Genomic DNA, 26,585 nt, shown 5'->3' with positions numbered 1-26,585 from the left:
CGAATGAACGCCCACACGACCAAATACCCAAGATCGCAACCTGAATGTGCGAGGCGCGTTGCTTCCGCTGATTGAAGGGAGTAGGGTCAAGGTGTCGACATTGCATTGTTCCCGCGCGCAGCACCGCGCAATTGCTGATAGGAGGCAATGATGTTTGAAGGCCAATCGCAAGACTCGCTGGAATCCATGATGAAGGCGAACCCGGAATTCCGGCAGCTTTATTACCGCCACCGCGAACTCGACAAGAAAGCCGCGGATGCATCTCTTGGCGTACTCCCCCTAGACGACCAGACCCTCGCGGACATGAAGCGACAAAAGCTTGCGTTGAAGTCACAACTACAAACGATGTACGAGCGTATTACCAACTAAACCGCGCCTCTCGGCGCATCGCGCCGCCGTTCTCCATGCGAGGGAACAGCACAGCGAACGCCCTCTCCATCTGACATGGAGAGGGCACCTTAAAAACTGGGTGGGGCGCGCATCACCCGCGAGTTATCATGCAGATTACCCCTAGCCGCCATCAGGCCCTCGGATCCGCATGACCCTACACACCTCTGTCCTTGACCTCATCGGCGGCACGCCGATCGTAGAAGCCCGACACTTGGATACCGGCACATGCCGCGTCTTTCTCAAGCTTGAAAGCCAAAACCCCGGGGGTTCGATCAAGGACAGAATCGGTCTCGCGATGATCGAAGCGGCTGAGAAGCGCGGCGACATCAAGCCTGGCGCAACTTTGGTCGAAGGCACGGCAGGCAACACCGGCATCGGCTTGGCGCTCGTCGCACAGCAAAAAGGCTATCGCTTGATCTTGGTTGTGCCCGACAAGATGAGCCGCGAAAAAATCTTTAACTTGAAGGCCATGGGCGCCGAAGTGGTGTTGACGCGCTCAGACGTCGCGAAAGGACATCCGGACTACTACCAAGACCTGGCCGAGCGCATCGCCAATGAAACACCCGGTGCCTATTTCATTAATCAATTCGGGAATCCGGACAATCCGGCTGCGCATGAGTTCGGCACCGGGCCGGAACTGCTGCAGCAGATGGCTGTTGCCGGTGGTGTCGATGCCATCGTGTTTGGCTGTGGCAGCTCGGGCACCATGACAGGCTTGTCGCGTTGTTTGGCGAAGCAATCGCCGCACACAGACATGATTCTTGCTGACCCGGTCGGCTCGATTCTCACGCAATACATCAATGAAGGCACCTTGAGCACCAAGTCGGGGAGCTGGTTGGTCGAGGGTATCGGTGAAGATTTCTTGCCGTCGATCTCGGACTTCACGCGCGTCAAGAAAGCGTATGCGATTAGCGATAAAGAAAGCTTTACCGCGGCCCGCAATTTGCTGGCAAAAGAAGGTGTATTGGGCGGATCCTCAACCGGCACCTTGTTGGCTGCCGCACTGAAATATTGCCAAGAGCAAACCGAAACCAAGAATGTGTTGGTCTTGGTGCCGGACACGGGCAACAAATATTTGTCGAAGATGTACAACGATTATTGGATGTTGGACAACGGCTTCATCGAGCGCGAGCAGCACGGTGATTTGCGCGATTTGATTTTGCGCCCGTATTCGCTTCGGGACACGGTGGTCGTAGGTCCGAATGATCTATTGCTGACCGCGTATCAACGCATGAAGCTCTATGACGTGTCGCAATTGCCGGTGATGGAAGGCGATGCGCTGGTCGGCATTTTGGACGAAAGCGATATGCTGCTCCACGTGTATGGCGACGAAACGCGCTTCCGCGACCCGGTCTCTACGGCCATGGTGTCGAATTTGGACCGCGTCAACGTGACGGCCCCCATGGAAGAGCTGCTGCCCGTGTTCAACCGCGGTCATGTCGCGATCGTGATGGACGGCGACAAATTCTTGGGATTGATCACGCGCATTGATTTGCTCAATTACCTCCGTAGACGGGTTGCCTGAATAGCGGGCGGCGTTCAAGATTTGATGGAGTCCGCCCCATACAGGGATGTTAAAATTAGGGGTTATGCACCTACCTAATTGGATGAACTCATGACCCAAGAATCGAAGGACGCACGTTCATCCGCAGCGCATGCCTTAGGCACGCTTGCCATCCACGGCGGACAATCGGTCGATCCGAGCACAGGCGCGGTCATGCCGCCCATTTACGCCACCAGCACGTACGCGCAATCCAGCCCGGGCGTGCATCAGGGTTTCGAATACTCGCGCACACATAACCCGACCCGTTTTGCCTATGAGCGTTGCGTGGCCTCGTTGGAAGGGGGTACCCGCGGGTTTGCCTTTGCATCCGGCATGGCGGCCACCTCGACCTTGCTGGAAATGTTGGACAGTGGTGATCACGTTGTTGCGGTCGATGATCTCTACGGCGGCACCTACCGTTTGTTTGAGCGCGTGCGTCGTCGTAGCGCCGGCTTGGACTTCAGTTTCGTTGACCTGACGGACTTGGCTGCGTTTGAAGCTGCGATCACGCCAAAAACAAAATTGCTGTGGATTGAAACACCCACCAACCCGCTGTTGAAGATTATCGATATCGCGGCTGTAGCTGCCGTTGCGAAAAAGCATGGCTTGATCGTGGTGGTGGACAACACCTTTGCGTCGCCAATGGTGCAACGTCCGCTGAGCTTGGGCGCGGATGTTGTCATGCATTCGGCCACGAAGTATCTCAATGGTCACTCCGATATGGTCGGTGGCATGTTGGTGGTGGGCGACAATTCGGAACTCGCTGACCAACTGGCCTTCTTGCAAAACTCCATTGGTGGCGTGCAAGGGCCGTTCGATAGCTTCCTTGCGTTGCGTGGCCTGAAGACCTTGCACTTGCGTATGAAGGCGCATTGCGAGAACGCGCTCGCCATTGCGCAAATGCTGGAAAAGCATCCGAGCGTCGAGAAAGTGTTGTATCCAGGTCTGGCAAGCCACCCGCAGCATGAACTCGCCAAACGTCAGATGGACGGTTTTGGCGGCATCGTGACTGTGTATCTGAAAGGCGGCATGCAAGAAGCCGCACGTTTCTGTGAGCGTCTTGAACTGTTTACGTTGGCCGAATCGCTCGGCGGTGTGGAAAGTTTGGTGAATCACCCGGCGGTGATGACGCATGCGAGTGTGCCGGTGGAGCGCCGCGCTGCGTTGGGCATTACGGACAATCTGGTGCGGTTGAGTGTGGGGATTGAAAGCGCGGTTGACCTCTTTGAAGATTTGAATCACGCGCTCGACTGAATTCGGAGCCTTTTAGAACGCAAGCGTTTCCCTCTGTTCACTGGTACCTACCGAGCATGCTCAACTTCCCCCTCGCTCTGACGTCCCCATTTCACGCATTGGGACGATTTCGCTCACTTACTTGGGAGCTCGCGAAACGCGACGTGTTGGGGCGCTATCGCGGCGCCCATTTCGGTTTGCTGTGGTCCCTTCTGGGTCCGCTCTTTACGCTGATCATTTATTCAATTGCATTCGGCAGCATCATGAAGTCGAGGTGGGTTTCATCCCAGGGTGAAATGGCAGACTTCACGCCCATCTTGTTTCTCGGAATCATTGTTCACGGACTTTTCGCAGAATGCATTTCGCGCGCGCCGAAGCTGATGCAGGAAAATGCTTCGTACGTAAAACGCGTTGTGTTTCCATTGCCGATTCTGTCTTGGGTGTCCATCTTGTCGGCGCTCTTTCATGTGGCGATGAATCTGATCGTATTCATTCTGATTGCCGGCGCTTACTACCACGACTTGGCCGCTACCGTTGTCTGGCTTCCGGTAGTGCTACTTCCACTGGTCTTGTTGTGCGTGGCTGCGTCATGGTTTCTTTCGGCGCTTGGTCCTTACTTCAAGGACTTGGGTCAGGTCATGCCAATCGTCTCGACCGCGATGTTCTTTCTTTCGTCGGCGATTATTCCTGTAGACACCTTGGATGAGAAGTACAAACTCATCTTCTACCTGAATCCATTGACATTCTTTATCGACCAAACGCGAAACGTCGCGCTTTGGAATCAATTGCCGAACTTCAATGCCCTGGCTATTGCAACGGTGTGTTCACTCGCTCTCATGTATCTAGCGCACTCACTCTTTAGAAAAGCCAGTACTGGATTCTCTGATGTCCTCTGATTCGATTGTGATCCAGTGCAAAGAGGTCGGGAAACGATTCCCGATTTTTGAGCGGCCTGCGCAAAGACTCATGTCTGCGCTCACGGGGAAAACCTACGCGCGAAAGAATCAGTTTGATGCGCTGCGCGACATCTCTTTCGAACTTCGAAAGGGGGAGAGCGTCGGCATCATCGGCACAAATGGATCAGGAAAGTCCACGCTCCTCCACATCATTTGTGGCACCTTAACGCCAACCACCGGCACGGCCGTTGTGAAAGGCCGCGTAGCCGCGTTGTTAGAGCTTGGCGCAGGATTCAACCCGGAATTTACCGGGCGAGAGAACGTTTTTCTAAACGGTTCGTTGATGGGGTTGAAGAAGAAGCAAATCGAAGAGCGCTTTTCGTCAATTGCAGATTTCGCAGATATCGGTGAGCACATCGATATGCCCGTTAAGACCTATTCGAGCGGGATGTACGTGAGGCTGGCTTTTGCGATTGCCGCACATGTCGATGCCGATACGTTGGTCATCGACGAAGCACTGAGCGTGGGAGACGTGCGATTCGCCCAGAAATGCATGCGATTTATGCGCGCATTTCGCGAGCGCGGAACCTTACTGTTCGTGAGTCATGACTCGGGCGCAGTGACAAGCCTGTGCGATCGGGCAATTTGGCTGGACAACGGAAATCTCAGAGCTGATGGTGCTGCGAAGGACGTTGTAGAGGCGTACCTGGCTGAACAGCACGCAAAGGATCGCGCAGATTTCGGCGAGTCCGTAAAGAGCTTGCAGGACAACGCACGTACTTCAAGTAAGCGCGCGCCGGCCGAGTACGTGCGTGACTACCGACAGGATCTAATCGACGCATCTTCAAGGCGATCTTTGATCGAGGTTTTCGAGTTTGAAGAGCAAAGCGGCGGCTTCGGCACCGGCGGTGCACGCATTGCAGAAGTTGCGCTCTTGAACGAGCAGGGACATCACTTGACACTCTTGCTTGGTGGCGAGAATGTCACACTTCGTATCCGCGCCGAGGCCGTGCAAAACTTAAAAGACGTCATTGTCGGCTTCTATCTTAAAGACAGGCTTGGCCAACGTATTTTCGGTGACAACACTTATTTGACGCAGCTCAATTCACCCGTGAACGTGAATCAAGGTGAGATCGCCTGTGCTGAGTTCAGCTTTCGAATGCCACTGCTGCAGCAAGGGAGTTACACATTCGACGTGGCTATCGCCACCGGAACGCAAGATGAGCATACGCAGCAAGCATGGCTGCACGATGCGCTGGTGATACATGGTTCGGAAAGTTCAATCCGTGGAATTGTTGGTTTGCCGATGGCCGACATTAAACTCTTAGTGGAGACGTTGTAATGCAGTTTACGGGCGAGCGATATACGCCATCGGAGGCTGGTGAGATTCGTCAAGAGCATCTTCATCGCTACGCATGCGTCAAGTCTCTGTGCGAAGGTAAGACCGTACTGGATATTGCAAGTGGCGAGGGCTACGGATCAGCAATGATCTCAAGCGTCGCGCTCAAAGTGTTCGGCGTTGACATCTCTGAAGAAGCCGTATCACACGCAACAACTAGCTATGGGTCATTGCACAAGAACCTCGAATTCAAGCGCGGATCTGCAACGGACATTCCACTGCCGAGCGCGTCGGTTGATGTTGTCGTTTCCTTTGAAACAATTGAGCATCTGGCAGAGCAAGCGCAAATGCTACGCGAAATCTCCAGGGTGCTTAGAGAGGACGGGATTCTCATCATTTCATCTCCAAACAAGCCGGTGTACAACGCGCGGCATGGAGATCGAAACGAGTTTCATGTCAAAGAGCTCGATTTTTACGAGTTTGACAGTGCGCTTCGTGTCGAGTTTCAGAACATCAAGTATTTTGGACAGCGGTTTTCAGTGGTTTCTGCAATTGTGCCAATCACTGAGACACGTGGTGCAGGTGAGGTTCGTGCCTTTACTGAAGTGGATCGAGAGGTCGAAGCTGGTCTTGCGCCCCTAAGTGATGCTGTCTATTTTGTTGCGATTGCCTCAAAGCGGCAGGACATAGCGGCTTTGGATTTGCGTTCCGTTCTGATGTCGAAGGATGAAGATCTCTACCTGAAACATTTGTCGACGATTGATTGGGCAAAGTCACAAGATGCAGAAATATCAAAAGCACGTGCGGTCGTCTCCAATCTTTCGATTGAACACGAGAACGTTGCAACGTGGGCTCAAGCACTGAGCAAAGAAGTCGAGGAGACCCGTTCAGGCTTAGAGGCTTTGGAAAAGCTCCATTCTGAAAAAGAAGTTCAGCTTCAAAGTCTTCAACACCAATTAGCGTACGAAGAGGCTCAAACGGCTTCATATCGAGACAAAGCCCATGACGCTCAACTGCGCGCACAAAACCTGCATAGTGCGCTTGGATTGATCCTTGGGTCTCGCTCGTGGAAGATCACGCGGCCACTCAGGACACTCATTGCTTTGCTTTCAGGAAGGAAGTCAGAACACGATTTCAATGCTGTGCTCACTGAGAACAGCAATGGAAGAGTGCATTCGAAAATGCTCGATCCACGTGGTCAGCTGAGTGATGGCAAGGATCATGTTGAAGATCTGAGCGGATTGCATTTCTTAGAACATCAAAGCCCGGTTGTTTCGGTCGTCATTCCAACCTATGGGAACTTGCGTTACACGGCGCAATGCCTTCGCTCCATACATTCGCTGCGCGAACGAACAACGTTTGAAGTCATTGTTCTGGAAGATGCGTCGGGTGATCCGGACATTGAACATCTAAAGTCGATCCCTGGGCTGCGCTTTCACGAGAACGTGGCGAACTTAGGATTTCTTAGATCGTGCAATCAAGCGTTGTCGCTGGCGCGCGGCCAGTACATATGCTTCTTGAACAATGATACTGAGGTCCAGCCGGGTTGGCTCGATGGCTTGGTCGCCGTTTTTGAGCAACATACGAACGCGGGAATGGCGGGTTCCAAGCTGGTCTATCCCGACGGAACCTTGCAAGAAGCCGGCGGCATCCTTTGGAGAGATTCGTCTGCATGGAACTATGGGCGTATGTCCAACCCGGACGATCAAGAATTCAACTATGTTCGAAAGGCTGACTATTGTTCCGGCGCCTCGTTGATGATTCCAACGAATCTTTTCAAACAACTTGGTGGTTTCGACGAACGATATGTGCCGGCATATTGTGAGGACTCGGACTTGGCTTTCCAAGTGCGTGAGGCCGGCTATGAAGTGTTCTACACGCCTTTCTCGGTTGTCATTCACCATGAAGGCATTTCTCACGGTACGGACACGGGAAGCGGTATCAAGGCCTATCAAGTAGTCAATCAAGAAAAGTTCAAGGAAAGGTGGAAATCTCAGCTTAAGAAGCACTATCCAAATGGTGAAAGTGTTATCCGCGCCAGGGATAGAGCGTGGGACCGACCACTGGTTCTGGTCGTCGATCACTATGCGCCGCAGCCGGATCGCGACGCGGGTTCACGCACGATGGTTGCTTTCTTAAAGACCCTTGTCGAAGCCGGATGCGTAGTGAAGTTTTGGCCGGACAGTTTGTACAAAGACCCCTTGTACGTGCCCGCGCTCGAAGCGATGGGAATTGAAGTTTTTACCGGGTTGCGATGGTTGGGTGGATTTGAAGCGTATATGCGTCACAACGGTCGCGAATATGATGCTGTACTACTTTCACGCCCTTCTGAAGCTTCAAAGTACATTGATGCTATTCGAGAAAACTGCAAGGCGCGAATTGTGTACTACGGACATGATCTTCATCATGTTCGCATGAGGGCAGAGTCCGCATTGAAAGCAACAAATACCAGCGATTCTGATGCGGACGAGATGGAGCGCTTGGAAAGATCTGTATGGGTAAGATCTGACGTGGTCCTTTACCCTTCTCAAGAGGAAGCTGAGGCGGTCCGCGCGCTGGCGCCGAGTGTTGATGCAAGAGCGATAACACCGTATTGCTACGACAGCTTCGAGCGCGCGGCGTCCCCGAGGGGTCGCGAAGGGATTCTCTTTGTGGCGGGCTTTGGCCATCCACCCAATGTAGATGCGGCAACGTGGCTCGTCGAAGAGATCATGCCGCTGGTGTGGAAAGTAGAACCCACAGTTAAGGTTTCATTGGTCGGGTCTAATCCAACTGAAGCGGTTAAGGCGCTGAGTAGCACATTGGTCGAAGTAACGGGCTATGTGAGTGACACCGAGTTGCAAAGGCGCTATGCATTGGCTCGCGTTGCTGTTGTACCGCTTCGTTTCGGTGCAGGCGTTAAGAGCAAAGTAACCGAATCTTTGCAGCAAGGCGTTCCATTGGTGACAACGGCGGTGGGTGCACAAGGCTTGCCCGACATCGAACGTTGTACCCTCGTTTCGGATTCACCTGTTGAGATTGCGCACGCAATTGTCAGCTTGCTCACTGACAACGAGCGATGGACTGTGCTTTCACGTGCCGGCGCACATTACGCAGAGGCAAATTTCTCCGCCGCGACTATGCGCAACACACTCTTAGGTGCCCTGGAGATCGAGGGCGGAAAGGAGATGTCAAAGTGATCGTAAGAGCACGTGCACCATTGCGTCTTGGTTTAGCTGGAGGTGGCACAGATGTTTCTCCGTTCTGTGACAACTACGGCGGTGCTGTAATGAATGCAAGTATTGATAAGTTTGCTTATGCAACGATCACTGCGAGCGAAGGCAATACAGTGAGCTTCAATGCAATAGACCGAAATGCGCAAGACACATGGCCCGTCGGAACGATAGATTGCAAAGCCCCCGAGCTGCAACTCATCCATGGTGTCTACGATAGAATTCGTCGCGATTTTCTGGACGATGCACCTGCAATCTCAATCAAAACATACTCAGATGCGCCGCCGGGTTCCGGATTGGGATCTTCTTCTACCATGGTGGTGGCAATCGTGACTGCAATGGCGGAGTACTTTCGCCTGCCACTCGGTGAGTACGAAATTGCGCGATTGGCGTATGAAGTCGAACGAAAAGACCTTGGTCTGACGGGCGGGAAGCAAGACCAGTACGCGGCGACGTTTGGTGGGTTCAATTTCATGGAGTTTGGCGCGGAAGATCGCGTGGTGGTCAATCCGCTTCGAATTAAAGATTGGATCGTGAGTGAATTGGAGTCATCCATCGTGCTCTACTTCACGGGTGTATCACGTGAGTCCGCACGCATCATCGACGAGCAAGTTATGAATGCTAGAGAGGGCATAAAAGATCCGCTTGAGGCCATGCACGAACTCAAGCAAGAAGCGGTTCAAATGAAACAGGATCTTCTTCGAGGCGATATTGACGGGTTTGCTAAGACCTTGCAGCGAGGTTGGCTTGCAAAGAAGCGTATGGCAAGCAGTGTTAGCAACCCAATGATTGACTCATTGGAGCGCATTGGTGCAAGGGCTGGCGCCAAAGCAGTCAAGGTTTCCGGTGCGGGTGGCGGCGGATTCATGATGTTTGTCTGCGACCCGGTTGATCGCATTTCACTTTGTCGAGCGCTTTTGGAGCAAGGCGGTAGCGTGCTTGACTTTCACTTTAATTCACAGGGGGCGACGTCATGGACATTGCACCAATGAAAGTATTTATCAAATCTGAGTTCGACAAAGTTCAAGAGAACTTTAAGCGGATGGCAGAATCACAAAAATTCTCGGATCAGCTCATTGAGGCAACTAACCTAAGTACGAATGCCTTGCGTGCCGGTGGAAAGATCATGTTTGCAGGCAATGGCGGTAGCGCGGCCGATGCCCAACATTGGTCGGGTGAGCTCGTTAGCCGCTTTTACTACGACAGACCTGGGCTCGCATCCGTTGCACTCACCACTGATTCAAGCATTTTGACAGCAATAGGAAACGATTACGGATACGACTATGTATTCGCGCGTCAAATTGAAGCAATCGGACGAGCCGGTGACGTGTTTGTGGCGATTTCAACTTCAGGGAATTCACCGAATATCATTCGTGCAGTGGAAGCGGCAAAGGCGCGCGGCATTTTGACGATTGGGTTCACGGGTAGCCATGGTGGGACATTGGCACAACAGTCAGACTTATGCTTCCAAGTGCCTTCAAATGAAACTCCACGAATTCAGGAAGGTCACGAGTTTCTCGGTCATATGCTTTGCGCCTTAATTGAAGCTGAGATGCACCCACGTGAAGCCAGTTGAAGAATGCATTGTTCTTGCCGGCGGCAAGGGTACCAGACTACGTAGCGTAGTCAGCGACGTGCCAAAACCTCTGGCACCTGTTGCCGGTCGTCCTTTTATCGCGTGGTTACTTGATCGTTTGGCTAGGCAGGGAATCCGCCACACAATTCTGGCAACCGGCTATCTGGCAGAGCAAGTCGAACTAGCCGTTGGACAGCGCTGGAATGGCATGGCAATTTCGTACTCATGTGAGCGGGCACCACTGGGTACCGGTGGAGCTATACGTTTAGCATGCAAGCACTTGAATGAACCCAGCTGCCATGTAGTCAATGGCGACACCTATTTGGAGTACTCTTTGCGTCCGCTTGAACATGTTGTTGAAGAGATGAACGCTTCGATGGGCATGGTCCTAGCCCCGGTCGACGATGTGTCCCGCTATGGTGCTGTCGTTGTTTCAAATCAGCGTGCAGTTGGATTTAGTGAGAAAGGTCAGCAAGGTCCAGGACTGATCAATGGCGGCTGCTATCTATTGACCGAGAGGGCGATCAATTCAATGCCTGCGACGTCCAGATTTTCTTTCGAGCAAGACGTATTGGTGCCTGCAGTGGAAAAGTCAGATATTGCTGTGATAGACGGCGCAGAGAAATTCATCGATATTGGTGTACCGGAAGACTATGCACGCGCCCAATCAATTTTTGTGCCCGCATGAGCCAGATCGAGATCCGGCAGCCATTTCTTGACCCTACGCTCTCGGAACAGTTGGCGCAGCTCTCGGCGCCGAGACGCGCGCTTTTTTTAGATAGAGACGGTGTCATCAACGTAAATCATGGCTACGTTCACTCACCCAAACAAACCGATTGGGTCGATGGAATATTCGAATTTGTAGCCAGAGCGCACGAGAAGGGTTTCCTGCCAGTTGTCGTGACGAATCAAGCTGGTATTGGGCGAGGGTATTACAGTGAGCTGGATTTTATCAAGTACACACGATGGGTGCACAAGGTATTCACCGAGCGAAATGCGCCACTGGCAGCGACGTTCTGGTGCCCGCATCACCCAACTGCTGGCGAAGGGCGGTATCGTGTTGAATGCGATTGTAGGAAGCCTCAACCAGGGATGCTCAGGCAAGCAATGAGCAGGTGGAACATAAACGCCGAAACAAGTGTGCTTATCGGTGACAAGCAAAGCGATATTGAAGCAGCGCATGCAGCCGGAATCTATAACGCGGCACTCTTTACTTCGAGCGACGACATTAGCCGCCTAGATATTCTATCGAATCTCTAAGTGGCGACAGCACTCTTAATTTGGTGAGCAGTGACATGAACTATGAAAGCGTTCTCAACTGGTACCGAAAATCCCGAACCCCTGTCTTGAGCGCGGAGAGAGCGATTGAGTTGTATTTTCAGTTTCATCCTAGAACTGCTTTTGTCAAGACGCTGCCTCAGAATTCAACGTTGGTAGACATTGGAGCAGGTGACGGGTCTTTGTCGATCTTTCGGAATTGGCCGGACCCTGTTAGGCAGGACATTCGAATGTATGCGTACTCAATAGAGAAGGGGTCGAGATTTGACGACTTTGATGCGTACGAACTGAGTGACTGGAACGCGCAACCGCCTGAGTTCAATGGGCAGACATTTGATGCAGTTCTTTCGGCGCATTTTATAGAGCACATCAAATCGCCTGCATCTTTCATTGATTGGTGTGTACGAAAACTAAAGCCAGGTGGACGCCTGTATCTCGAATGGCCATCTGAGGCATCTAATGAAGCGTCCATGCCGTCCATATCCGATCTGGTGAAGGCTGACGTCAATCTCGTAATTTCTCGGTTTGATGATGACAATACACACCAGGACCTTCCAGACCGGGACTTTATCAAGTCCTACGCAAAGAGTATGGGGCTTCATCTCGTCGCAGAAGGTGTTGCGAGAGTGCCTTGGTTGGAGGATGAGTTGATGGCGAACTATCGAGATGCTGAAGACCGATTTCCAGCGCAAGCGGCATTCTGGTCTTGGGCGGGCTGGTCGCAGTACCTAATTTACGAGGCATGATTGCAAATCGCGCTAGTTGCAGGCAATTGAAGTTACCTTGACGCGAGCCAATTCGGACATATTCTCTGCATCTTTGAGAATTATCTCGGTACCGTCACGCAGCCAGACTCCCGTGTGCGAACTTGAAATTGCACCAGCTGCTGACCATAGCACCGCCGCTTTGTTCGCTTCTTTCAACCAAACTTGCGTTCCTTCGGTCCTTGCCTCAGTGGCATTCCAATCTACGTCGCTACTGACAATCCCTTCTGGGTTGGTACAGAGATCAATCCGCCCGTTTCGAACCGTCAACATCCCGTTTTCGGATACTAGAACGGGATCAAAAGATTCGACGGGCGACGATAATTTATCTTCACTTGAGGCTGTTCCAGAACTACCTGCGGTAATCTCAGGCTCACACGAAATGAGTAGGAAAACGCTGGACAAAGCTATAGTTTTCGCTATGAAACTTCTCATATCGAGATATCTTCCTTGAGCAAAAGAAAATGTGTCCCAGTCATCGTTGGTGCGAACTAATCGGCCGCAAGCCTACCCTTCGCTGAAAGCTTTCTGAGTACAGGTTAAGACGATGATCATGAAGATACTCCATCGTTTCAGTTCTGTGTTCTCGCGAGTAGGCGCACGGATCAATTATGTCTGGGCACTTCGATACATCGGCATCAGGATTGGTGCGGATCTCTTCCATCTTCGATGCAGCACCGACCCAATACGCGACAAGGTAAGGTGGCATTTTCCAAGCCTCGCGGCTTAGCGCGACCTGTAATGCTCCGACTCCCAAAATGACTGCAATTGGAAATGCTCGTCCAAGAATTGAACGGGACTCTTTTGCTCGCTCTCCTTGGGTGTAATGAAGAATGATGAACATTGAAACGAACGGTAGCTGGTAGTAGAAAACGTATCTTGGTTGGTGCAGGTATTCCCAGCCGAATGTTCCGACGCGATTGATCACAAGGCCAAAAGTTACAACGTAACAGGTTAGTAACAGGAACGTCGCGAGGACCAGTCGAACATCCTTGCTGCCCCTTCGTCTCAATATAAAAAGCGTCCACACTAGCCAACTATTGAGTACTATCCCCGAAATGGCGACAAGCCATTTAAAGGCACTCGCGTGGGCACCCAGCTTCGCAAAATGTTCTTGATGAACTACTCCATCTGATGCGGGAATGATCACTGCATTCAGGATGTCGGGCCAACTGAGTAGCTTTGAAGTGTCAACGCCGACTTCAAAGGCGGAAGAACTCACGGACGCTTGGGAGGAAATCCACCAAAGGGCCATCCGTGAAATGATAATTCCCATACAGATTGACGCGGCAGTTTTCAAAAACTGAGGCCGATCTCCACGTCCGAATAGAGCCAATCCGACGATCAAAGAGAACGCGAATACGACGCTCTGCTCATCACAAAGCATGCCAACGCAAAATGCTAGAAACATCGAAGCAATTGGCCGTTTGCCCAGTGACGTACTTGCAATGAGGACCGCAAACAATAGCGCAACAAAGAGAATTATGAAGCCCAGTGTGACCAACGGCCACGTATAAATATTGATTGAGTTCAAGGAAAGTCCGCAGACAAATACCATTCCGAGCGCTAGCGCCTGCACCAATCGCGCGCGATCATCTAAGGACTCGTTTTTCATGAGGACGAAGGCGACTAAAGCGAAGCATGCGATCGCCGCAAATGTGCCAACGATGCCTTCTATCCTAAAATCCATTCCAAAGTAGCGGGTGTGCCAGAGCAACACGAGCTTTTGCAGCGGTTGAGCATGGTCGCCACCGCCTCGCTGTATGAAAAGGTCTAGAAATCCAAGTGTTCCATCTATGTACTTGTAAATGAAATGTTCAAGAAAGTACCAAGCATCAGCTTGAATTAGCGGTGTAGCCGCCGATGCACTAAAGTACAAAGCATTACCGCATGCAAATGCAACTAGGATCAGTGCGAGAGGTCTAGCCAACAATCTAGACAAGAGGTTTGGATTCTCGCGCGTCAAGCTCTTAAACGTGTCCATTTCAGTCAACTGCGTAGCAGGCTATCAGCGGCGTGGATAATATTATCCATGTATGGTTCTATGCCAATCCAAAGCGGCAACCGAACAAGGCGATCACTGACATCGTCCGTCGTATTGAGTACACCATGCGCACGACCGTATTGGATGCCGCCGGGTGACGAATGCAACGGAATATAGTGGAAAACACAGCCTATGCCCTTTGCCTTCATGCCTTCGATGAAATGCGTACGCACTTCGGGGCTCGGCATAAGTAAGTAATACATGTGCGCGTTGTGATCGCAATGCTCGGGAATAATAGGGCGACGCACGCGTCCTGCTGCTTCGTGTTCGGCAGCCCAGTCGTGGTAAGTCGACCAAATTGACAGTCGCTTTGCCGTGATGTCATCTGCACGTTCCATTTGCGCAGCAAGAAATGCAGCGGTGACTTCGCCTGGCAAGAATGATGAGCCAAGATCGACCCAAGTGTACTTGTCGACCTGTCCACGAAAAAAGCGGCTTCTATTCGTGCCTTTTTCGCGCAAGATTTCGGCACGCTCTGAAAATTCATCATCACGACAAAGCAGTGCACCCCCTTCGCCCGAAATGATGTTCTTCGTTTCGTGGAAGCTGAGTGCACCTAGGTCACCGATCGTGCCCAGTGGCTTGCCTCGATACTTGGACATGATGCCTTGTGCTGCATCCTCAACAATGGCCAAGCCATGGCGGCGTGCAATGGCCATGATCTGATCCATTTCGCAAGAAACACCGGCATAGTGAACGACACAAATAGCCTTCGTCTTAGGTGTAATCGCAGCTTCGATCAGTCGTTCGTCAATATTCAGGGTATCGGTTCGAATATCAACGAACACGGGGATCGCTCCCCTCAGTACGAAAGCGTTCGCGGTCGAAACGAAAGTGAACGACGGCATGATCACTTCGTCACCCGGCGCAAGATTCAGCAACATAGCCGACATCTCTAACGCCGCAGTGCAGCTGTGCGTCAGGAGCGCACGTGCCGCGCCAGTATTCTCCCGTAGCCAAGCATGACACTTTTTTGTAAATGGACCATCACCCGATAGGTGGCCGTTGGCATGGGCTTCTTGAATGTTAGACAACTCGAGCCCGGTGAGGTACGGCTTGTTGAATGGGATCATGGCGATAATCTCAGTGCAGTTAGATGAGCCGGAAAATGTGATTGAGGGTGTGGCACAAGGTGGACTATAGAGGACACATTTAGTCGGTGCTTAAACGGTAGAGCGTGAGAGGACCAGCACCCCGATCATGATCAAGACCGTTCCCGCGACACGAGCGAAATCCATCTGTTCTTTAAAAAAGAGTACGGCGGCAACGGCAACCAACGGAAAGTTAATGGCCATAAATGGATATGCCTTACTGATTGGCATCCGGCTAATGGCCATCATCCAGCACAAAGAGGCTGCAAAAGCCGACGCAAATGCGAACATCACCCACGGCGACAAAATAAAGCCGGCGAGTGCACGTATTGAAAAGGGCTTAACGAGCAGATGAGCATTTTCACTCACTTGCCACTTTAGGATCATTTGGCCAAGCACGGTAAAGCCGATCGTGCCCGCTAAGTAGAAATAGGAAAGATTCATGAAGCCCTCAGATTGATGCGGCGACAGAGAATACTGAAGAGATCCATTCCATCCCATGTCGAACTGAAATCCAACGCACGACCCATCGGAACAATACGATCTATGGCGCGGTTGGTGAGACTTCCCACGAGTTCACGTATCTCTTCATCATCAAAACCAAATTCAATGAGGGTTTGGTCTCGGTCATCTAAAAATGCTGAGAGCGTGGAAAGATCTGAGATTGATGACTCTAGAACCATGCCGTAACCGGATTGAAGTTCGCGCGAGCTTGCATCTGGCCCTTCTGCCTCCAAATGGAGAGGGTAAGTGGCAAGCGATGTCTCTTCTTTAAGAGAAATATTCCCTTGCTTGGCTGCGATCAGAAACGCATCTGAAATTCGGGCCATTCTGGAGGCGGCATCATCTTCTTGAACAAATGCCGCGCGGGCCGACACTGCTGACCAAAACCTGGCTTTTGCTGCACGAGTCTCCGAGGACTGGCCTACCCAATACACCGTGCGCGGCGACGAGCAGGCCTGTTGTCCAAACCACAACATGTCGTTACAAAAGCGTTGCGCCAGTTGAGAGAGATCTTCGTCGCTCAAATGAAGCAACGCCGAAGATTTGATAACGGCCACACCAAAGCGGTCTGGAAATGCCATTTCCACTGCAAGTGGTGAGAGCGAAACTGTACGCAACAGTTGCACAGTTGAATCGCCTCCCCAAATTAAGCGCGCGTGGCAAACACTTGAAATATCCGCGGTGGCGCTATCCGAATGATCATAAGTCAACAATAGAGAACGTCTGGCCACGTTTGCATGCATTGGATCAGACGTGAGGTCCCGGACAATACCCACCAACCAGTCCTTCGAGTCTGATGACTTCTGAGACAGTCGCGCAATATTGGTATTGCCGCATAAAAGGGACATCAACCAACCATACGCAAAGAGGGCGTCAACGTTCGATGGCGCAATATGGAAAACCAGCCCTCTAGGGCGCGTGACGTAGCGACTATCCCCTTCAACAAGCCGCGCCATGTTTCGCAAGGCTGAACCCCTAAACCAATGCGCAAGGGTTGCGAGTTCGGGGTGACTGCGAAGGCCAGGTAGAGCGCGGACCCGATCTGAAAAAGCAGAGACAAACGCCACGAGTGCCGGGTCAAAAGGCGGCATGGCCGGCATCTTGCTGAGACGACCCAGTGCGTCTTCGAAAGACTCGCCTTCGCTAAACCCACTAAATGCCTGTCTCACGTCGTCACCATCGGTCGAGTATCACTGCAGCCTCTCACCTCTACATTTTTGAGGCGGCCGCGCACTTCGAAATATTTCCCCTTGCGACCGCAATTGCAGTCATCCTCACCCAACAAGGTGCCTACATCCTCTGTGAGTAGACTGTGGCCAGGATAACTTCTAGGCAACGTGCTCACTACTTGAATGACGCCTTGCGCACCTATGGGTAGTGCGCCTAAAGTTAGCTCATCACGAATGACCACGTCTGCGTAGCTGGGTGCGTGCAGAAAGCCACAGCTGCATTCGAAAAAGATCGAGCCGACTTGTTCGACCATGCCGTAGTAGTTGTGAACGCGCTCAATACCCGTTGTCGCCGCGATCATCCGCTTGAACTCCGCGTTGTTTACACTTTCTTCAATCATTCGCTTCCAACCACCTCCATGCAGAAGTACGCTGTCTTTTGCCAGATTCAGTTGAAGGCCCTTTGCACTAAGTGCTTGGATAAAGTGCTTCCAAACGATGAACGTAAAACCAAATACGAAGATGGGCGTGTCCTTGTACTTGTTTAGCCATTCGTTGATCTCGTCCCAACGCGGCTGCAAGTTTTCATCAAGCGCATATTTTGCATCACGCCCAAAGATAGAGAATCCCAGTATTGCAGCGGCGCGCGCATTGAACTTGGTTCGATCATTCAAGAATCCATCGTTGTCTAAAATGAGCATTGGCATTCGTTTGTTGCCAACAAACTCACCAAAAATCTTTGACAACGCCACGGTTTGAGCGCGCGCCGTTTCAGCATCTAAAAAAATGCGCGATACCGCTTGACCCGTCGTTCCACTTGATCTTAGTGTTTTAACAATCTCGGTCGGCTGAACGCTCATCAAAGAAAGTTGCTTGAAGAGTCGAACCGGAATCCAAGGTAAATCTTCAACACACGTGCTCTTTGCCCAATGCGGCCAAAGCGAGTTGAGTATCCGGCCATATTCCGAGCAGTTATCGGCATGGTGGCGCGTCAGCTCAAGCAGCGTCACATTTAGCCTATTCTGTTTAGTTGTGCGCGGTTCGTCGAACACACCTTGCTTAGTTGCGCTCACTTGGAGTCCTCATTTCGAAACAAGGCATCTAGGGCACTGTAGTTCACTTTTCCAGACGCCATCAAAGGCAATGAGTTCACCTGACGTGTCTCGACAAATCCGTTAAAGATGCGAAGTTCGTCTTGCAATACCTTTACGACACTGGGCACGTTCTCTTCTTCACTGACGATGACAACGCGAAGTGCGTCGTCCGCGCCCGTGCAAGCAACCTGCATCTTTAGTGAATTGCATAATAGACGCTCGATATCGTCCAGATTGAATCGATTTCCGGACAGCTTCACGAAACGCTTGAGTCTGCCGGTAATTGTAAAAAAGCCATCCTCGTCTATGGCCGCCAGATCACCCGTATTGAGGGTGCCCCTCATTTCGTCGCCTTTGGCAAGATCTTGGCGATTCTCTGCATAGCCCATCATTACGTTTGGGCCGGAATAGATCAGTTCTCCCGTAGTGGGATCCACTTGCAAAGTGCCACCGGGGACCGCAATACCAATCGAATTTGGCTTCTCAGCGAGTCGATTGGGCGGCAGATAACTAATCCGCGGGGATGCCTCTGTCTGCCCATACATCACAAAGAATTCCATGCTGGCTTCGCGCGCCGCTTCGGCAAAGTGAACAACAAGCTTCTCGCGTAGGCGGCCGCCTGCCTGCGTCAACATCCTAAGCGCTGGCCACGCGATTCGCTTCAAGCCCAATCTATATAAGATCTCGAAAGAGGCGGGAACGCCGGATAGAGACGTTACGAGGTGCTCTTTTGCCAAGACCCAGAATGTTCTGTCTAGCCAAGTTTTATCGGTCAGGACTAGCGCACCTCCTACAAAAAGATGCGAATTCAAAATGGAGAGACCGAATGAATAGGCCAGAGGTAAAGTCGTTATTGCGCGATCCGTGCTTTGCAAGGACAGATACTCAGCAATCGACCGCGCATTTGCGTCGATCGCCGAATAAGAAATTCGAACGAGTTTTGATGAACCAGTAGAGCCCGATGTATTGAGCAAGAGCGCCAAGTCAGAATGGACTTCTAGTTCACTTCCTTGCAGCCTCCAAAGTGTCAAACCGTCACGCGCATCGATTTCCTCGCCAAAGCCTTGAATGACAGCGCGCTTATCTTCGGGTAAAACGATCCAATCAGGCGAAAAGTGCTGAATAAGGTCGATCAGCAGCGCATCTGACAAAGTGGGCTGTATGAGCAAAGGGGCATGGCGCTTCGAATTCAGGCAGGCCAAGTAGCACGCAATAGCTGCCGTCGAACTAGGAAACACCAAGAACCCAAATGACTTGCCGGATTTAATCGCGTCTAACCGTGCAACCCATTCTTGCACACGTGCTGAGAGCTCCTCATAATCAATGGATACGTCATCTTCTATAAGTGCCGGTGCACTTGAATCTGTGTTCGACAGCGACCAAAACGGCAAGCTCATAGTGTCATTTGCCCATCGATACCAATGACTTGTCCAGTGACATACGAGGACGCATCAGAGAGTAAGAAAGAGACAAGTTCTGCGACTTCTTCCGGAGCGGCAGGCCGCCTCATGCCAATTTGTTCCAGCCGACGCTGGTGCATCTCCGGTGAAAGTGTTCGCGTCATGTCCGTTTCTACGAATCCAGGCGCGATGGCATTGACTCGAATGTTCTTGACTGCAAGTTCCTTGGCAGCGGAAAGTGTTGCGCCGACGAGCGCTGCCTTACTGGCTGCATACACTGTGAGGCCAGACGCACCCTTCGTGCCCATGATCGACGAAATATTTACAATGCTTCCGCCGCCATGCCTAGACATCAATTTAGCGGCAAACTGCATTGCCATTAGCGGTGCGCGCACATTGATTTCGTACACGCGATCCATATCTGTTGAACGGATCATGCCCAGCATGCCTTCATGCATGATGCCTGCGTTGTTCACTAAACCGTCCAATCGCTTATAGCGTCGGTGGACATCAGAAAACAATGTCGAAATATTCTCGACATTCTGCAAATCCAATTCGTGAACATCGGGCGTTAAATCGCATGCCTCCGTGATTTCAGCCGCCACTAAAGCCAAGGCTTCCCGTTCGCGTCCAACGAGAACAAGTTGATATCCACGCGATGCCAGCTGCAGCGCGATGGATTTTCCAATGCCGCGACTTGCGCCAGTTACGATGACAACGCGCATGATCTCGCTCACGCAGACTGGGTGTACTTCGCGATGATTTCGCGCGCTTTCCCGACGGTATTCATGTCCACGACGTCATCCATGTCGATCATGATGTCGTAAGCATCTTCCAGATCTGCAATCACGGACATGTGGGCAATGGAGTCCCATTGCGGAATACTTGAGTAGCGCAAATCGTCGACGATCTCGCTTTCAGGTAATCCAAGCACTTTGGCGAACACGGCCACAATTCTATCGTTCGAACTCATAAATATCTCCTGTATCCCGCTAAGGATTTCTCAAATTTAAAACCGAGTTGAGCATACAAGTTTGTAACGCCCACGTTGCTCGATGAAATCAGTGTTTCGCAGCGTTCAATGCCCGCTTCGGACAGTCGTTGGAGCGCTGCGATCCAGATGGGTAGCGCAAACATTGCGTAGCGTTGATCCGCACCCGTCAAAATTAAATCCGCCACTTTTCCGCACGAACGAATAGATTCTGCGTGGAAACCAACCGTTTTCCCGCGCGCCTCGGCGACGCTGAGTTGCTTTCTTTCAATCAAGTCATGAACCCAATTGGCAGTTCTCTGTCGTGAAGCGGACTCTGCAACAGACAAGTCTTCAATGAGTCGGCCATGATGGAAAGCGTTTTGTGCGAGTGCTTCAAGCCATTGGATATCGTGTTGTTCAGGCATTCTGAGATCGACGGTCATTCCGCGTGGCATTTTGGGTAGTTCACCGAAACCAGCGCGCGAGAGGGTCGTAGACGTCTCAATAAACTCGTATCCACGTGCCCTAAGTGCTTCTCGGACAACGCGTTCGTTGGAATCCACTCTGCCACACAAATACTTGACGTTATGAGCAATGGCCCAAGCTTCCAGCTCAGAAATTGCGCTTTGGGGATCCAGTGTGTCCAGAAATAGAAACTCGCCGCTCTTGACGCCCAGCACGCGCTCGTCCCAGGGTGTGAGGCGCGACTGGAAGCGCGTGCTTTCAAGCATCAGTACGATCTACGTCTGTGTCGCTGTGCGCAATGCTTTCAGCGACGATGAAAGAGGGCCGTCCCTGTACGTTTCTAAATACTTGGCCGATATAGAGACCCACGACGCCAAGGCTAAACAAAGTTAGGCCACCGATTAACCAGATTGAAGCAATGATCGTTGTGAAGCCCGCAACCTGGACATCGCCCTCAAACCATCGAATAACGGCAAAAGTGACAAAAGCCAAGGCGACCACTGAGCACAAGATGCCGCAGAGCGCAACAATCTTCAGCGGCTTCTCTGAATAGCCTAACGCGATACCTGTGGCCAGCTTCAGTAATTTCTTTAGGGTGTAGCTGCTCTTACCATCAGCGCGTTGAGCGTGTTCAATATCAATCGAGGTTCGGCGAAAACCCGACCACTTGATCAATAACGGAAACGAGCGTTCGCGCTCAGGCATCGACACAACCGCATCGATTGCATTGCGTTTGAAAATGCCGAAATTCGCTTCGCGCGCATCTTGCGGCATGCCCGTTAACCAAGTGAGCAGGCGGAAGAAGCCCCATGACGAGAGTCGCTTGGCCGTCGAGTCCTTACGGTTCATTCGGCGCGCAAATATGACTTCTGAGTCAGACGCGATCGCGGCTCGATAGAGATCGGGGATAGAAGCGGGCGGGTCTTGCAAGTCACAGTCCATGACGACGACCCAGCGCCCCTGAGTTGCTTCAAGCCCTGCGGAAATTGCTGCATGCTGTCCGAAATTGCGAGAGAGTCGAATGCCTTTAACATTCGATTCAACTCGCGTAATTTCCTCGATACGCGACCACGATCCGTCTGGACTCGCGTCATCCACAAGAATGACTTCGTACGAAACGCCTAACGACCCAAGGGCCGCCTTTATCGAATGCACCAGTTCTTCCAGACAGCCCGCGCACCCATAAATGGGTGAAACCACGGAAACCTCTACGGGTACCGCCCTGCGCTCTGATCGCGACCTGGAAATCATGCGCTGCCTAAAGCTTGTTCCAGCTCCGGCAAGATAGCGAACAGGTCACCGACCAATCCGATATCTGCAATTTCAAAAATTGCCGCGTCCGCATCTTTATTGATTGCGACAATGGTTCCCGCATCTTTAATACCGGTCAAATGTTGAATCGCACCCGAAATCCCAATCGCAATGTAGAGCTCAGGTGCAATGATCTTGCCCGTTTGACCTACCTGCATGTCATTCGGTACATAGCCTGCATCAACAGCTGCGCGTGATGCGCCAACACCTGCGCCCAGCTTGTCGGCCAGGTCGTAAATAATCTTAAAGTTCTCGGCGCTGCCGACACCACGTCCACCGGAGACAACGCGACGGGCACTTTGTAGGTCAGGGCGATCACTCGATGCGGCGGCTAGGTGTAAGAAGCGAGTATGCGTCGGCAATTCGGCTTCAACAGTCGTTTCTTCAACGGCGGCATTACCGCCATTGGCGGCTTGCGGCCAAGAGGCAGTGCGTACTGTTGCGACGACCGTGGCGTTGGTCGGCGTTTCAACCGTCACAATCGCGTTGCCCGCGTAGATGGGGCGTTTGAACGTGTTGGCGCCTTCAACTGACATCAGGTCAGACACTTGTCCAACACCTAACAGCGCGGCCACACAAGGCATCAAATCTTTGCCGAAGGTTGTGCTCGGGCCAAAGACATGTGTGTAGCCAGCGGCGAGCTTCGCAATTTGCGGGGCTTGTACTTGTGCCAATGCATGCGCATTTGCTGAGTTGCTCACCGCGAGCACCTTGGTCACGCCTTCAAGTTTTGCAGCTTGTTCGGCAACCCCAGAGGCATCCCCGGACAAAACGACGACATCAATGCCATCTGGGTTCAGTGCCTTTGCCGCAGACACGCATTTCGCAGTAGCAGCATTCAATTTGCCATCGAGATGTTCTGCAACGATTAACACCTTGGACATTAGAGCAACCCCTTCTCTTTGAGCTTTGCGACCAGTTCAGCCGCGTCTTTCACCATGACGCCACGGCCACGTTGCGCAGGTGCGGCAAAATGCGTGGTCTTCAGACCTTCATGCGCGTCGACGCCCAGGTCTGCCAACGGAATCGTTTCGAGCGGTTTGCTCTTGGCCTTCATGATGTCGGGCAATTTGATAAAGCGCGGTTCGTTCAAGCGAAGGTCAGTCGTGACCACGCCCGGCAGATCGATTTCAAGGGTTTCCAGCCCCGCATCCACTTCGCGGGTGACCGTGGCCTTGCCAGCGTCGACGACCAATTTGCTGGCGAACGTTGCTTGCGGGCGACCCCATAAGGTCGCGAGCATTTGACCGGTTTGGCTTGCGTCATCATCGATGGCCTGCTTACCCAGCAAGACGAGGTCGGGCTGTTCCTTTTCAATCAGCTTGAGCAACGCGCGTGCGGCCGTTAATGCTTGAACGGGGCCGTCTGTCACCACGTGGATGGCGCGGTTTGCGCCCATGGCGAGCCCGTTGCGAAGATGCGGTTGTGCGTCGGCCGGTGCAAGCGTGGCGACGATCACTTCAGTGGCTTTGCCAGAGTCGCGAAGGCGCAAGGCCTCCTCAAGGGCGATATCGTCAAACGGGTTCGCCGAAAGCTTCACGCCTTCAGTGACAACCCCAGACCCATCGGGCTTTACCTGCACCCGTACGTTCGCGTCCACAACCCGCTTGTAGCCCACAAGAATCTTCATGGTCAATCCTTTCAAATCAGCCCGCTATTGTAGCGAACGGGGCTGAATTCGGGCAGTGTGAACGCGGTCTCAAGTATCATTGGCCGATCAGAAATCCCCCATTTCGTAAGGAAACTGCATGTCAACTTGGCTCGTTACCGGCGGTGCCGGCTTCATCGGCGGCAATTTTGTCTTGGAGGCTGTCCGGCAGGGCGTCAAAGTCATCAATCTTGATGCGCTCACCTACGCGGGGAACAAAGACACGCTGGCCTCGTTGGAAGGCAACGCGAACCACGTCTTCGTTGAAGGCGATATTGGAGATCGCGCTTTGGTGTCTCGTCTGCTCGCCGAGCACACGCCGAATGCAGTGGTGAACTTCGCGGCTGAGAGCCATGTCGATCGCTCGATTGACGGCCCTGCGGAATTCATCCAAACCAATGTGGTCGGCACCCTCGGGCTCCTCGAAGCGACGCGCGACTACTGGAAGACTTTGGAAGGTGCCGCAGCAGACGCGTTCCGTTTCCTCCACGTTTCGACGGACGAGGTGTATGGCTCGTTGGGCGATACCGGCCTCTTTACCGAAACCACGCCGTATGCCCCGAACTCACCGTACTCGGCATCGAAGGCAGCGTCCGATCACTTGGTGCGTGCCTTTCACCATACGTATGGCTTGCCCGTCCTCACCACCAATTGCTCCAACAATTACGGTGAGTATCAGTTCCCCGAGAAATTGATTCCTTTGATCATCGCCAAGGCTTTGGCCGGTGCGCCACTGCCCATTTACGGGGATGGAAAGAACGTTCGCGATTGGTTGTACGTCGGCGATCACTGCAGTGCCATTCGTCGTGTGTTGGAAGGCGGCAAAGTGGGAGAAACCTACAACGTGGGTGGTAATGCCGAAAAGCAGAACATTGAAGTTGTGCATGTGATCTGCGCGCTACTCGATCAACGCCGACCCAAAGCAGACGGTACAAATTACGTTTCGCAAATCACGTATGTGAAAGATCGTCCCGGTCATGATCGTCGGTACGCGATTGACGCATCAAAACTGAAGCGTGAACTGGGCTGGGAGCCGGCGCACACATTCGAACAAGGCATCGCAGCCACGGTCGATTGGTATCTCGACAACCAAGCATGGGTGAGTCGCGTGCTCGATGGTAGCTATCGTCTTGAACGCATCGGCCAGGCCTAAGGAGACGCACATGGATCGCAAGGGCATCATTCTCGCGGGCGGCTCAGGCACGCGCCTCTATCCGATCACCCAAGGCATCAGCAAACAGCTATTGCCGGTATACGACAAGCCGATGATCTATTACCCGCTCAGCGTGTTGATGCTGGCAGGTATTCGTGAAGTGCTGATCATCAATACGCCGCACGAACAAGCCTTGTTTAAGACTTTGATGGGCGACGGAAGCCAGTGGGGCATGCGCTTTGAATATGTTGCGCAACCCAGTCCCGATGGATTGGCGCAGGCCTTCGTCTTAGGCGAATCGTTCTTAGCGGGCGCACCGAGTTGTTTGGTCTTGGGCGACAACATTTTCCACGGTCCGGGTTTGACGGCGATGTTGAAGCGCTCAGATGCGCGTCCCGAAGGTGCCACCGTGTTCGGTTATTGGGTGCAAGATCCCGAGCGCTACGGTGTCGCCGAATTCGATGCAGCGGGCAAAGTGATCGGACTAGAGGAAAAGCCGACCGCGCCACGTTCCAACTATGCCGTGACGGGTTTGTATTTCTACGACGGACGCGCACCGGAATTCGCCAAAGCACTCAAGCCTTCACCGCGTGGCGAATTGGAAATTACCGATTTGAATAAGGTGTACCTCGAAGAGAACGCGCTGCACCTTGAGCAATTGGGGCGGGGCTACGCGTGGTTGGATACCGGCACCCATCGGTCGCTGCTGGAAGCCGCCAACTACATTGAGACAATTGAAGCGCGACAAGGTTTGCGCGTGTGCTGTCCGGAAGAGATTGCATTCAATAACGGCTGGATTACGGAATCCCAGCTCATGGATTTGGCGAAGCCCTTGGCCAAAAACGGTTACGGTCAATACTTGATGCAATTGCCGAAGCGGGGCTATGTGCCATGAACGTGATCGAATCTGAATTGCCGGGGTGTTTGATCTTTGAGCCGAAGGTATTCGGTGATGATCGAGGCTACTTCTACGAATCATTTAATGCCGATAAGCTTCGCCCGCTTGGCTTGGACTTGGTCTGGAAGCAGGGCAATGTCTCGTCTTCCGCACAAGGCGTTCTGAGAGGGCTTCACTACCAATGGCCAAAGCCGCAAGGCAAATTTGTTTCGGTCATCGAAGGCGAGGTGTGGGATGTTGCCGTCGATATTCGTCGAGGTTCGCCCACGTTTGGTCAGTGGACCGGAATGCATTTGAGTGCCGACAACAAAAGGCACTTTTGGATTCCAGAAGGGTTTGCGCACGGGTTTGTTGTATTGAGTAAATCCGCCATCTTCAGCTATCTCTGCACCGAGACATACGACGCGCAGGCGGATGCCAACATCGCATGGAATGACCCGGACTTGAACATCGCTTGGCCGTTGGATGGGCGCGCGCCGTCGCTGTCGGGCAAGGACACGATTGCACCTTTGTTGCGAGATATCCCGCAGGAACGCTTGCCCATTTATCAGCCTTGATCTCTGCGATCAGTGGACCAAGGTACGAGGGTTGCTTGACCTCTGGC

Annotated in this window: 26 protein-coding genes; 14 read left to right on the top strand and 12 right to left on the bottom strand. The window is 52.4% G+C overall.

The window, feature by feature from the left end:
- The first annotated feature begins 150 nt into the window (after positions 1-150).
- The 11 genes from G7069_RS01745 to G7069_RS01695 all read left to right on the top strand — a co-directional run bounded on the left by G7069_RS01745 (position 151) and on the right by G7069_RS01695 (position 12,213).
- Positions 151-369, top strand: a complete 219-nt coding sequence (locus G7069_RS01745) for a YdcH family protein (protein WP_166297422.1) — start codon at positions 151-153, stop codon at positions 367-369.
- Between the two features lie 169 nt (positions 370-538).
- Complete coding sequence (locus G7069_RS01740; RefSeq protein WP_166293662.1) at positions 539-1,915, top strand: pyridoxal-phosphate dependent enzyme; 1,377 nt, start codon at positions 539-541, stop codon at positions 1,913-1,915.
- A gap of 90 nt (positions 1,916-2,005) precedes the next feature.
- A complete protein-coding gene (locus tag G7069_RS01735; protein ID WP_166293660.1) occupies positions 2,006-3,187 on the top strand; it encodes a cystathionine gamma-synthase in 1,182 nt (393 codons plus the stop codon).
- 56 nt (positions 3,188-3,243) lie between these two features.
- Positions 3,244-4,062, top strand: a complete 819-nt coding sequence (locus tag G7069_RS01730) for an ABC transporter permease (protein WP_166293657.1) — start codon at positions 3,244-3,246, stop codon at positions 4,060-4,062.
- A gap of 70 nt (positions 4,063-4,132) precedes the next feature.
- A complete protein-coding gene (locus G7069_RS01725) occupies positions 4,133-5,404 on the top strand; it encodes an ABC transporter ATP-binding protein (RefSeq protein ID WP_240912605.1) in 1,272 nt (423 codons plus the stop codon).
- The gene (locus G7069_RS01720; RefSeq protein WP_166293653.1) at positions 5,404-8,580 is read left to right on the top strand and encodes a methyltransferase domain-containing protein; all 3,177 of its coding nucleotides are present in this window, start codon (positions 5,404-5,406) and stop codon (positions 8,578-8,580) included. The genes G7069_RS01725 and G7069_RS01720 overlap by 1 nt, the downstream gene beginning before the upstream one ends.
- Entirely contained in the window at positions 8,577-9,605 is a 1,029-nt protein-coding gene (locus tag G7069_RS01715; RefSeq protein ID WP_166293651.1) for a dehydrogenase, read from the top strand. The genes G7069_RS01720 and G7069_RS01715 overlap by 4 nt, the downstream gene beginning before the upstream one ends.
- Positions 9,587-10,189, top strand: a complete 603-nt coding sequence (locus G7069_RS01710) for a D-sedoheptulose 7-phosphate isomerase (protein ID WP_305055014.1) — start codon at positions 9,587-9,589, stop codon at positions 10,187-10,189. Before G7069_RS01715 ends, G7069_RS01710 begins: the two co-directional genes overlap by 19 nt.
- The gene (locus tag G7069_RS01705) at positions 10,176-10,877 is read left to right on the top strand and encodes a nucleotidyltransferase family protein (protein ID WP_166293649.1); all 702 of its coding nucleotides are present in this window, start codon (positions 10,176-10,178) and stop codon (positions 10,875-10,877) included. Before G7069_RS01710 ends, G7069_RS01705 begins: the two co-directional genes overlap by 14 nt.
- Positions 10,874-11,449, top strand: coding sequence for an HAD family hydrolase (locus G7069_RS01700; protein ID WP_166293647.1), 576 nt, complete (start codon positions 10,874-10,876; stop codon positions 11,447-11,449). Before G7069_RS01705 ends, G7069_RS01700 begins: the two co-directional genes overlap by 4 nt.
- A gap of 35 nt (positions 11,450-11,484) precedes the next feature.
- On the top strand, positions 11,485-12,213 hold the full coding sequence (locus tag G7069_RS01695) for a methyltransferase domain-containing protein (RefSeq protein ID WP_166293644.1): 729 nt from the start codon (positions 11,485-11,487) through the stop codon (positions 12,211-12,213).
- 493 nt (positions 12,214-12,706) lie between these two features.
- Here G7069_RS01695 and G7069_RS01690 read toward each other — a convergent pair whose 3' ends face one another.
- From G7069_RS01690 to G7069_RS01635, 12 genes are all read right to left on the bottom strand, one after another.
- Positions 12,707-14,215, bottom strand: coding sequence for a hypothetical protein (locus G7069_RS01690; protein ID WP_166293642.1), 1,509 nt, complete (start codon positions 14,213-14,215; stop codon positions 12,707-12,709).
- Between the two features lie 5 nt (positions 14,216-14,220).
- Positions 14,221-15,348, bottom strand: a complete 1,128-nt coding sequence (gene rffA / locus G7069_RS01685) for a dTDP-4-amino-4,6-dideoxygalactose transaminase (protein WP_166293640.1) — start codon at positions 15,346-15,348, stop codon at positions 14,221-14,223.
- A gap of 90 nt (positions 15,349-15,438) precedes the next feature.
- The gene (locus G7069_RS01680) at positions 15,439-15,810 is read right to left on the bottom strand and encodes an EamA family transporter (protein ID WP_166293638.1); all 372 of its coding nucleotides are present in this window, start codon (positions 15,808-15,810) and stop codon (positions 15,439-15,441) included.
- Positions 15,807-17,039, bottom strand: a complete 1,233-nt coding sequence (locus G7069_RS01675) for an acyl-CoA reductase (RefSeq protein WP_166293636.1) — start codon at positions 17,037-17,039, stop codon at positions 15,807-15,809. The genes G7069_RS01680 and G7069_RS01675 overlap by 4 nt, the downstream gene beginning before the upstream one ends.
- Positions 17,036-18,112 carry an acyl-protein synthetase gene (locus G7069_RS01670; protein WP_166293634.1) on the bottom strand — a complete coding sequence of 359 codons (1,077 nt, stop codon included), beginning with the start codon at positions 18,110-18,112 and terminating at the stop codon, positions 17,036-17,038. The genes G7069_RS01675 and G7069_RS01670 overlap by 4 nt, the downstream gene beginning before the upstream one ends.
- Entirely contained in the window at positions 18,109-19,530 is a 1,422-nt protein-coding gene (locus tag G7069_RS01665; protein ID WP_166293632.1) for an AMP-binding protein, read from the bottom strand. The genes G7069_RS01670 and G7069_RS01665 overlap by 4 nt, the downstream gene beginning before the upstream one ends.
- Positions 19,527-20,258 carry an SDR family NAD(P)-dependent oxidoreductase gene (locus tag G7069_RS01660; protein WP_166297418.1) on the bottom strand — a complete coding sequence of 244 codons (732 nt, stop codon included), beginning with the start codon at positions 20,256-20,258 and terminating at the stop codon, positions 19,527-19,529. Before G7069_RS01660 ends, G7069_RS01665 begins: the two co-directional genes overlap by 4 nt.
- An 8-nt stretch (positions 20,259-20,266) precedes the next feature.
- Positions 20,267-20,506: an acyl carrier protein gene (locus tag G7069_RS01655; protein ID WP_166293630.1), complete on the bottom strand. Its 240-nt coding sequence runs from the start codon at positions 20,504-20,506 to the stop codon at positions 20,267-20,269.
- Positions 20,503-21,237: a hypothetical protein gene (locus tag G7069_RS01650; protein ID WP_166293628.1), complete on the bottom strand. Its 735-nt coding sequence runs from the start codon at positions 21,235-21,237 to the stop codon at positions 20,503-20,505. Before G7069_RS01650 ends, G7069_RS01655 begins: the two co-directional genes overlap by 4 nt.
- Complete coding sequence (locus G7069_RS01645) at positions 21,230-22,126, bottom strand: glycosyltransferase family 2 protein (protein ID WP_240912604.1); 897 nt, start codon at positions 22,124-22,126, stop codon at positions 21,230-21,232. Before G7069_RS01645 ends, G7069_RS01650 begins: the two co-directional genes overlap by 8 nt.
- Positions 22,127-22,218: 92 nt before the next feature.
- A complete protein-coding gene (locus G7069_RS01640; protein WP_166293623.1) occupies positions 22,219-23,166 on the bottom strand; it encodes an electron transfer flavoprotein subunit alpha/FixB family protein in 948 nt (315 codons plus the stop codon).
- Positions 23,166-23,912, bottom strand: a complete 747-nt coding sequence (locus tag G7069_RS01635; protein ID WP_166293621.1) for an electron transfer flavoprotein subunit beta/FixA family protein — start codon at positions 23,910-23,912, stop codon at positions 23,166-23,168. Before G7069_RS01635 ends, G7069_RS01640 begins: the two co-directional genes overlap by 1 nt.
- A 118-nt stretch (positions 23,913-24,030) precedes the next feature.
- Here G7069_RS01635 and rfbB point away from each other — a divergent pair, with 118 nt between their 5' ends.
- The 3 genes from rfbB to rfbC are packed head-to-tail and all read left to right on the top strand — an operon-like array spanning position 24,031 to position 26,538.
- Positions 24,031-25,083 (top strand): dTDP-glucose 4,6-dehydratase, encoded by a 1,053-nt coding sequence (gene rfbB / locus G7069_RS01630; RefSeq protein WP_166293619.1) that lies wholly within the window; start codon positions 24,031-24,033, stop codon positions 25,081-25,083.
- Positions 25,084-25,093: 10 nt separating this feature from the next.
- On the top strand, positions 25,094-25,978 hold the full coding sequence (rfbA, locus tag G7069_RS01625; protein ID WP_166293617.1) for a glucose-1-phosphate thymidylyltransferase RfbA: 885 nt from the start codon (positions 25,094-25,096) through the stop codon (positions 25,976-25,978).
- On the top strand, positions 25,975-26,538 hold the full coding sequence (gene rfbC / locus G7069_RS01620) for a dTDP-4-dehydrorhamnose 3,5-epimerase (protein ID WP_166293615.1): 564 nt from the start codon (positions 25,975-25,977) through the stop codon (positions 26,536-26,538). Before rfbA ends, rfbC begins: the two co-directional genes overlap by 4 nt.
- The last annotated feature ends 47 nt before the right edge of the window (positions 26,539-26,585 follow it).

Source organism: Lysobacter sp. HDW10 (genome assembly GCF_011300685.1).
Classification (GTDB): domain Bacteria; phylum Pseudomonadota; class Gammaproteobacteria; order Xanthomonadales; family Xanthomonadaceae; genus Solilutibacter.
The sequence above is the reverse complement of the archived record's forward strand: the minus strand, read 5'-3'. Positions and strand labels throughout refer to the sequence as shown.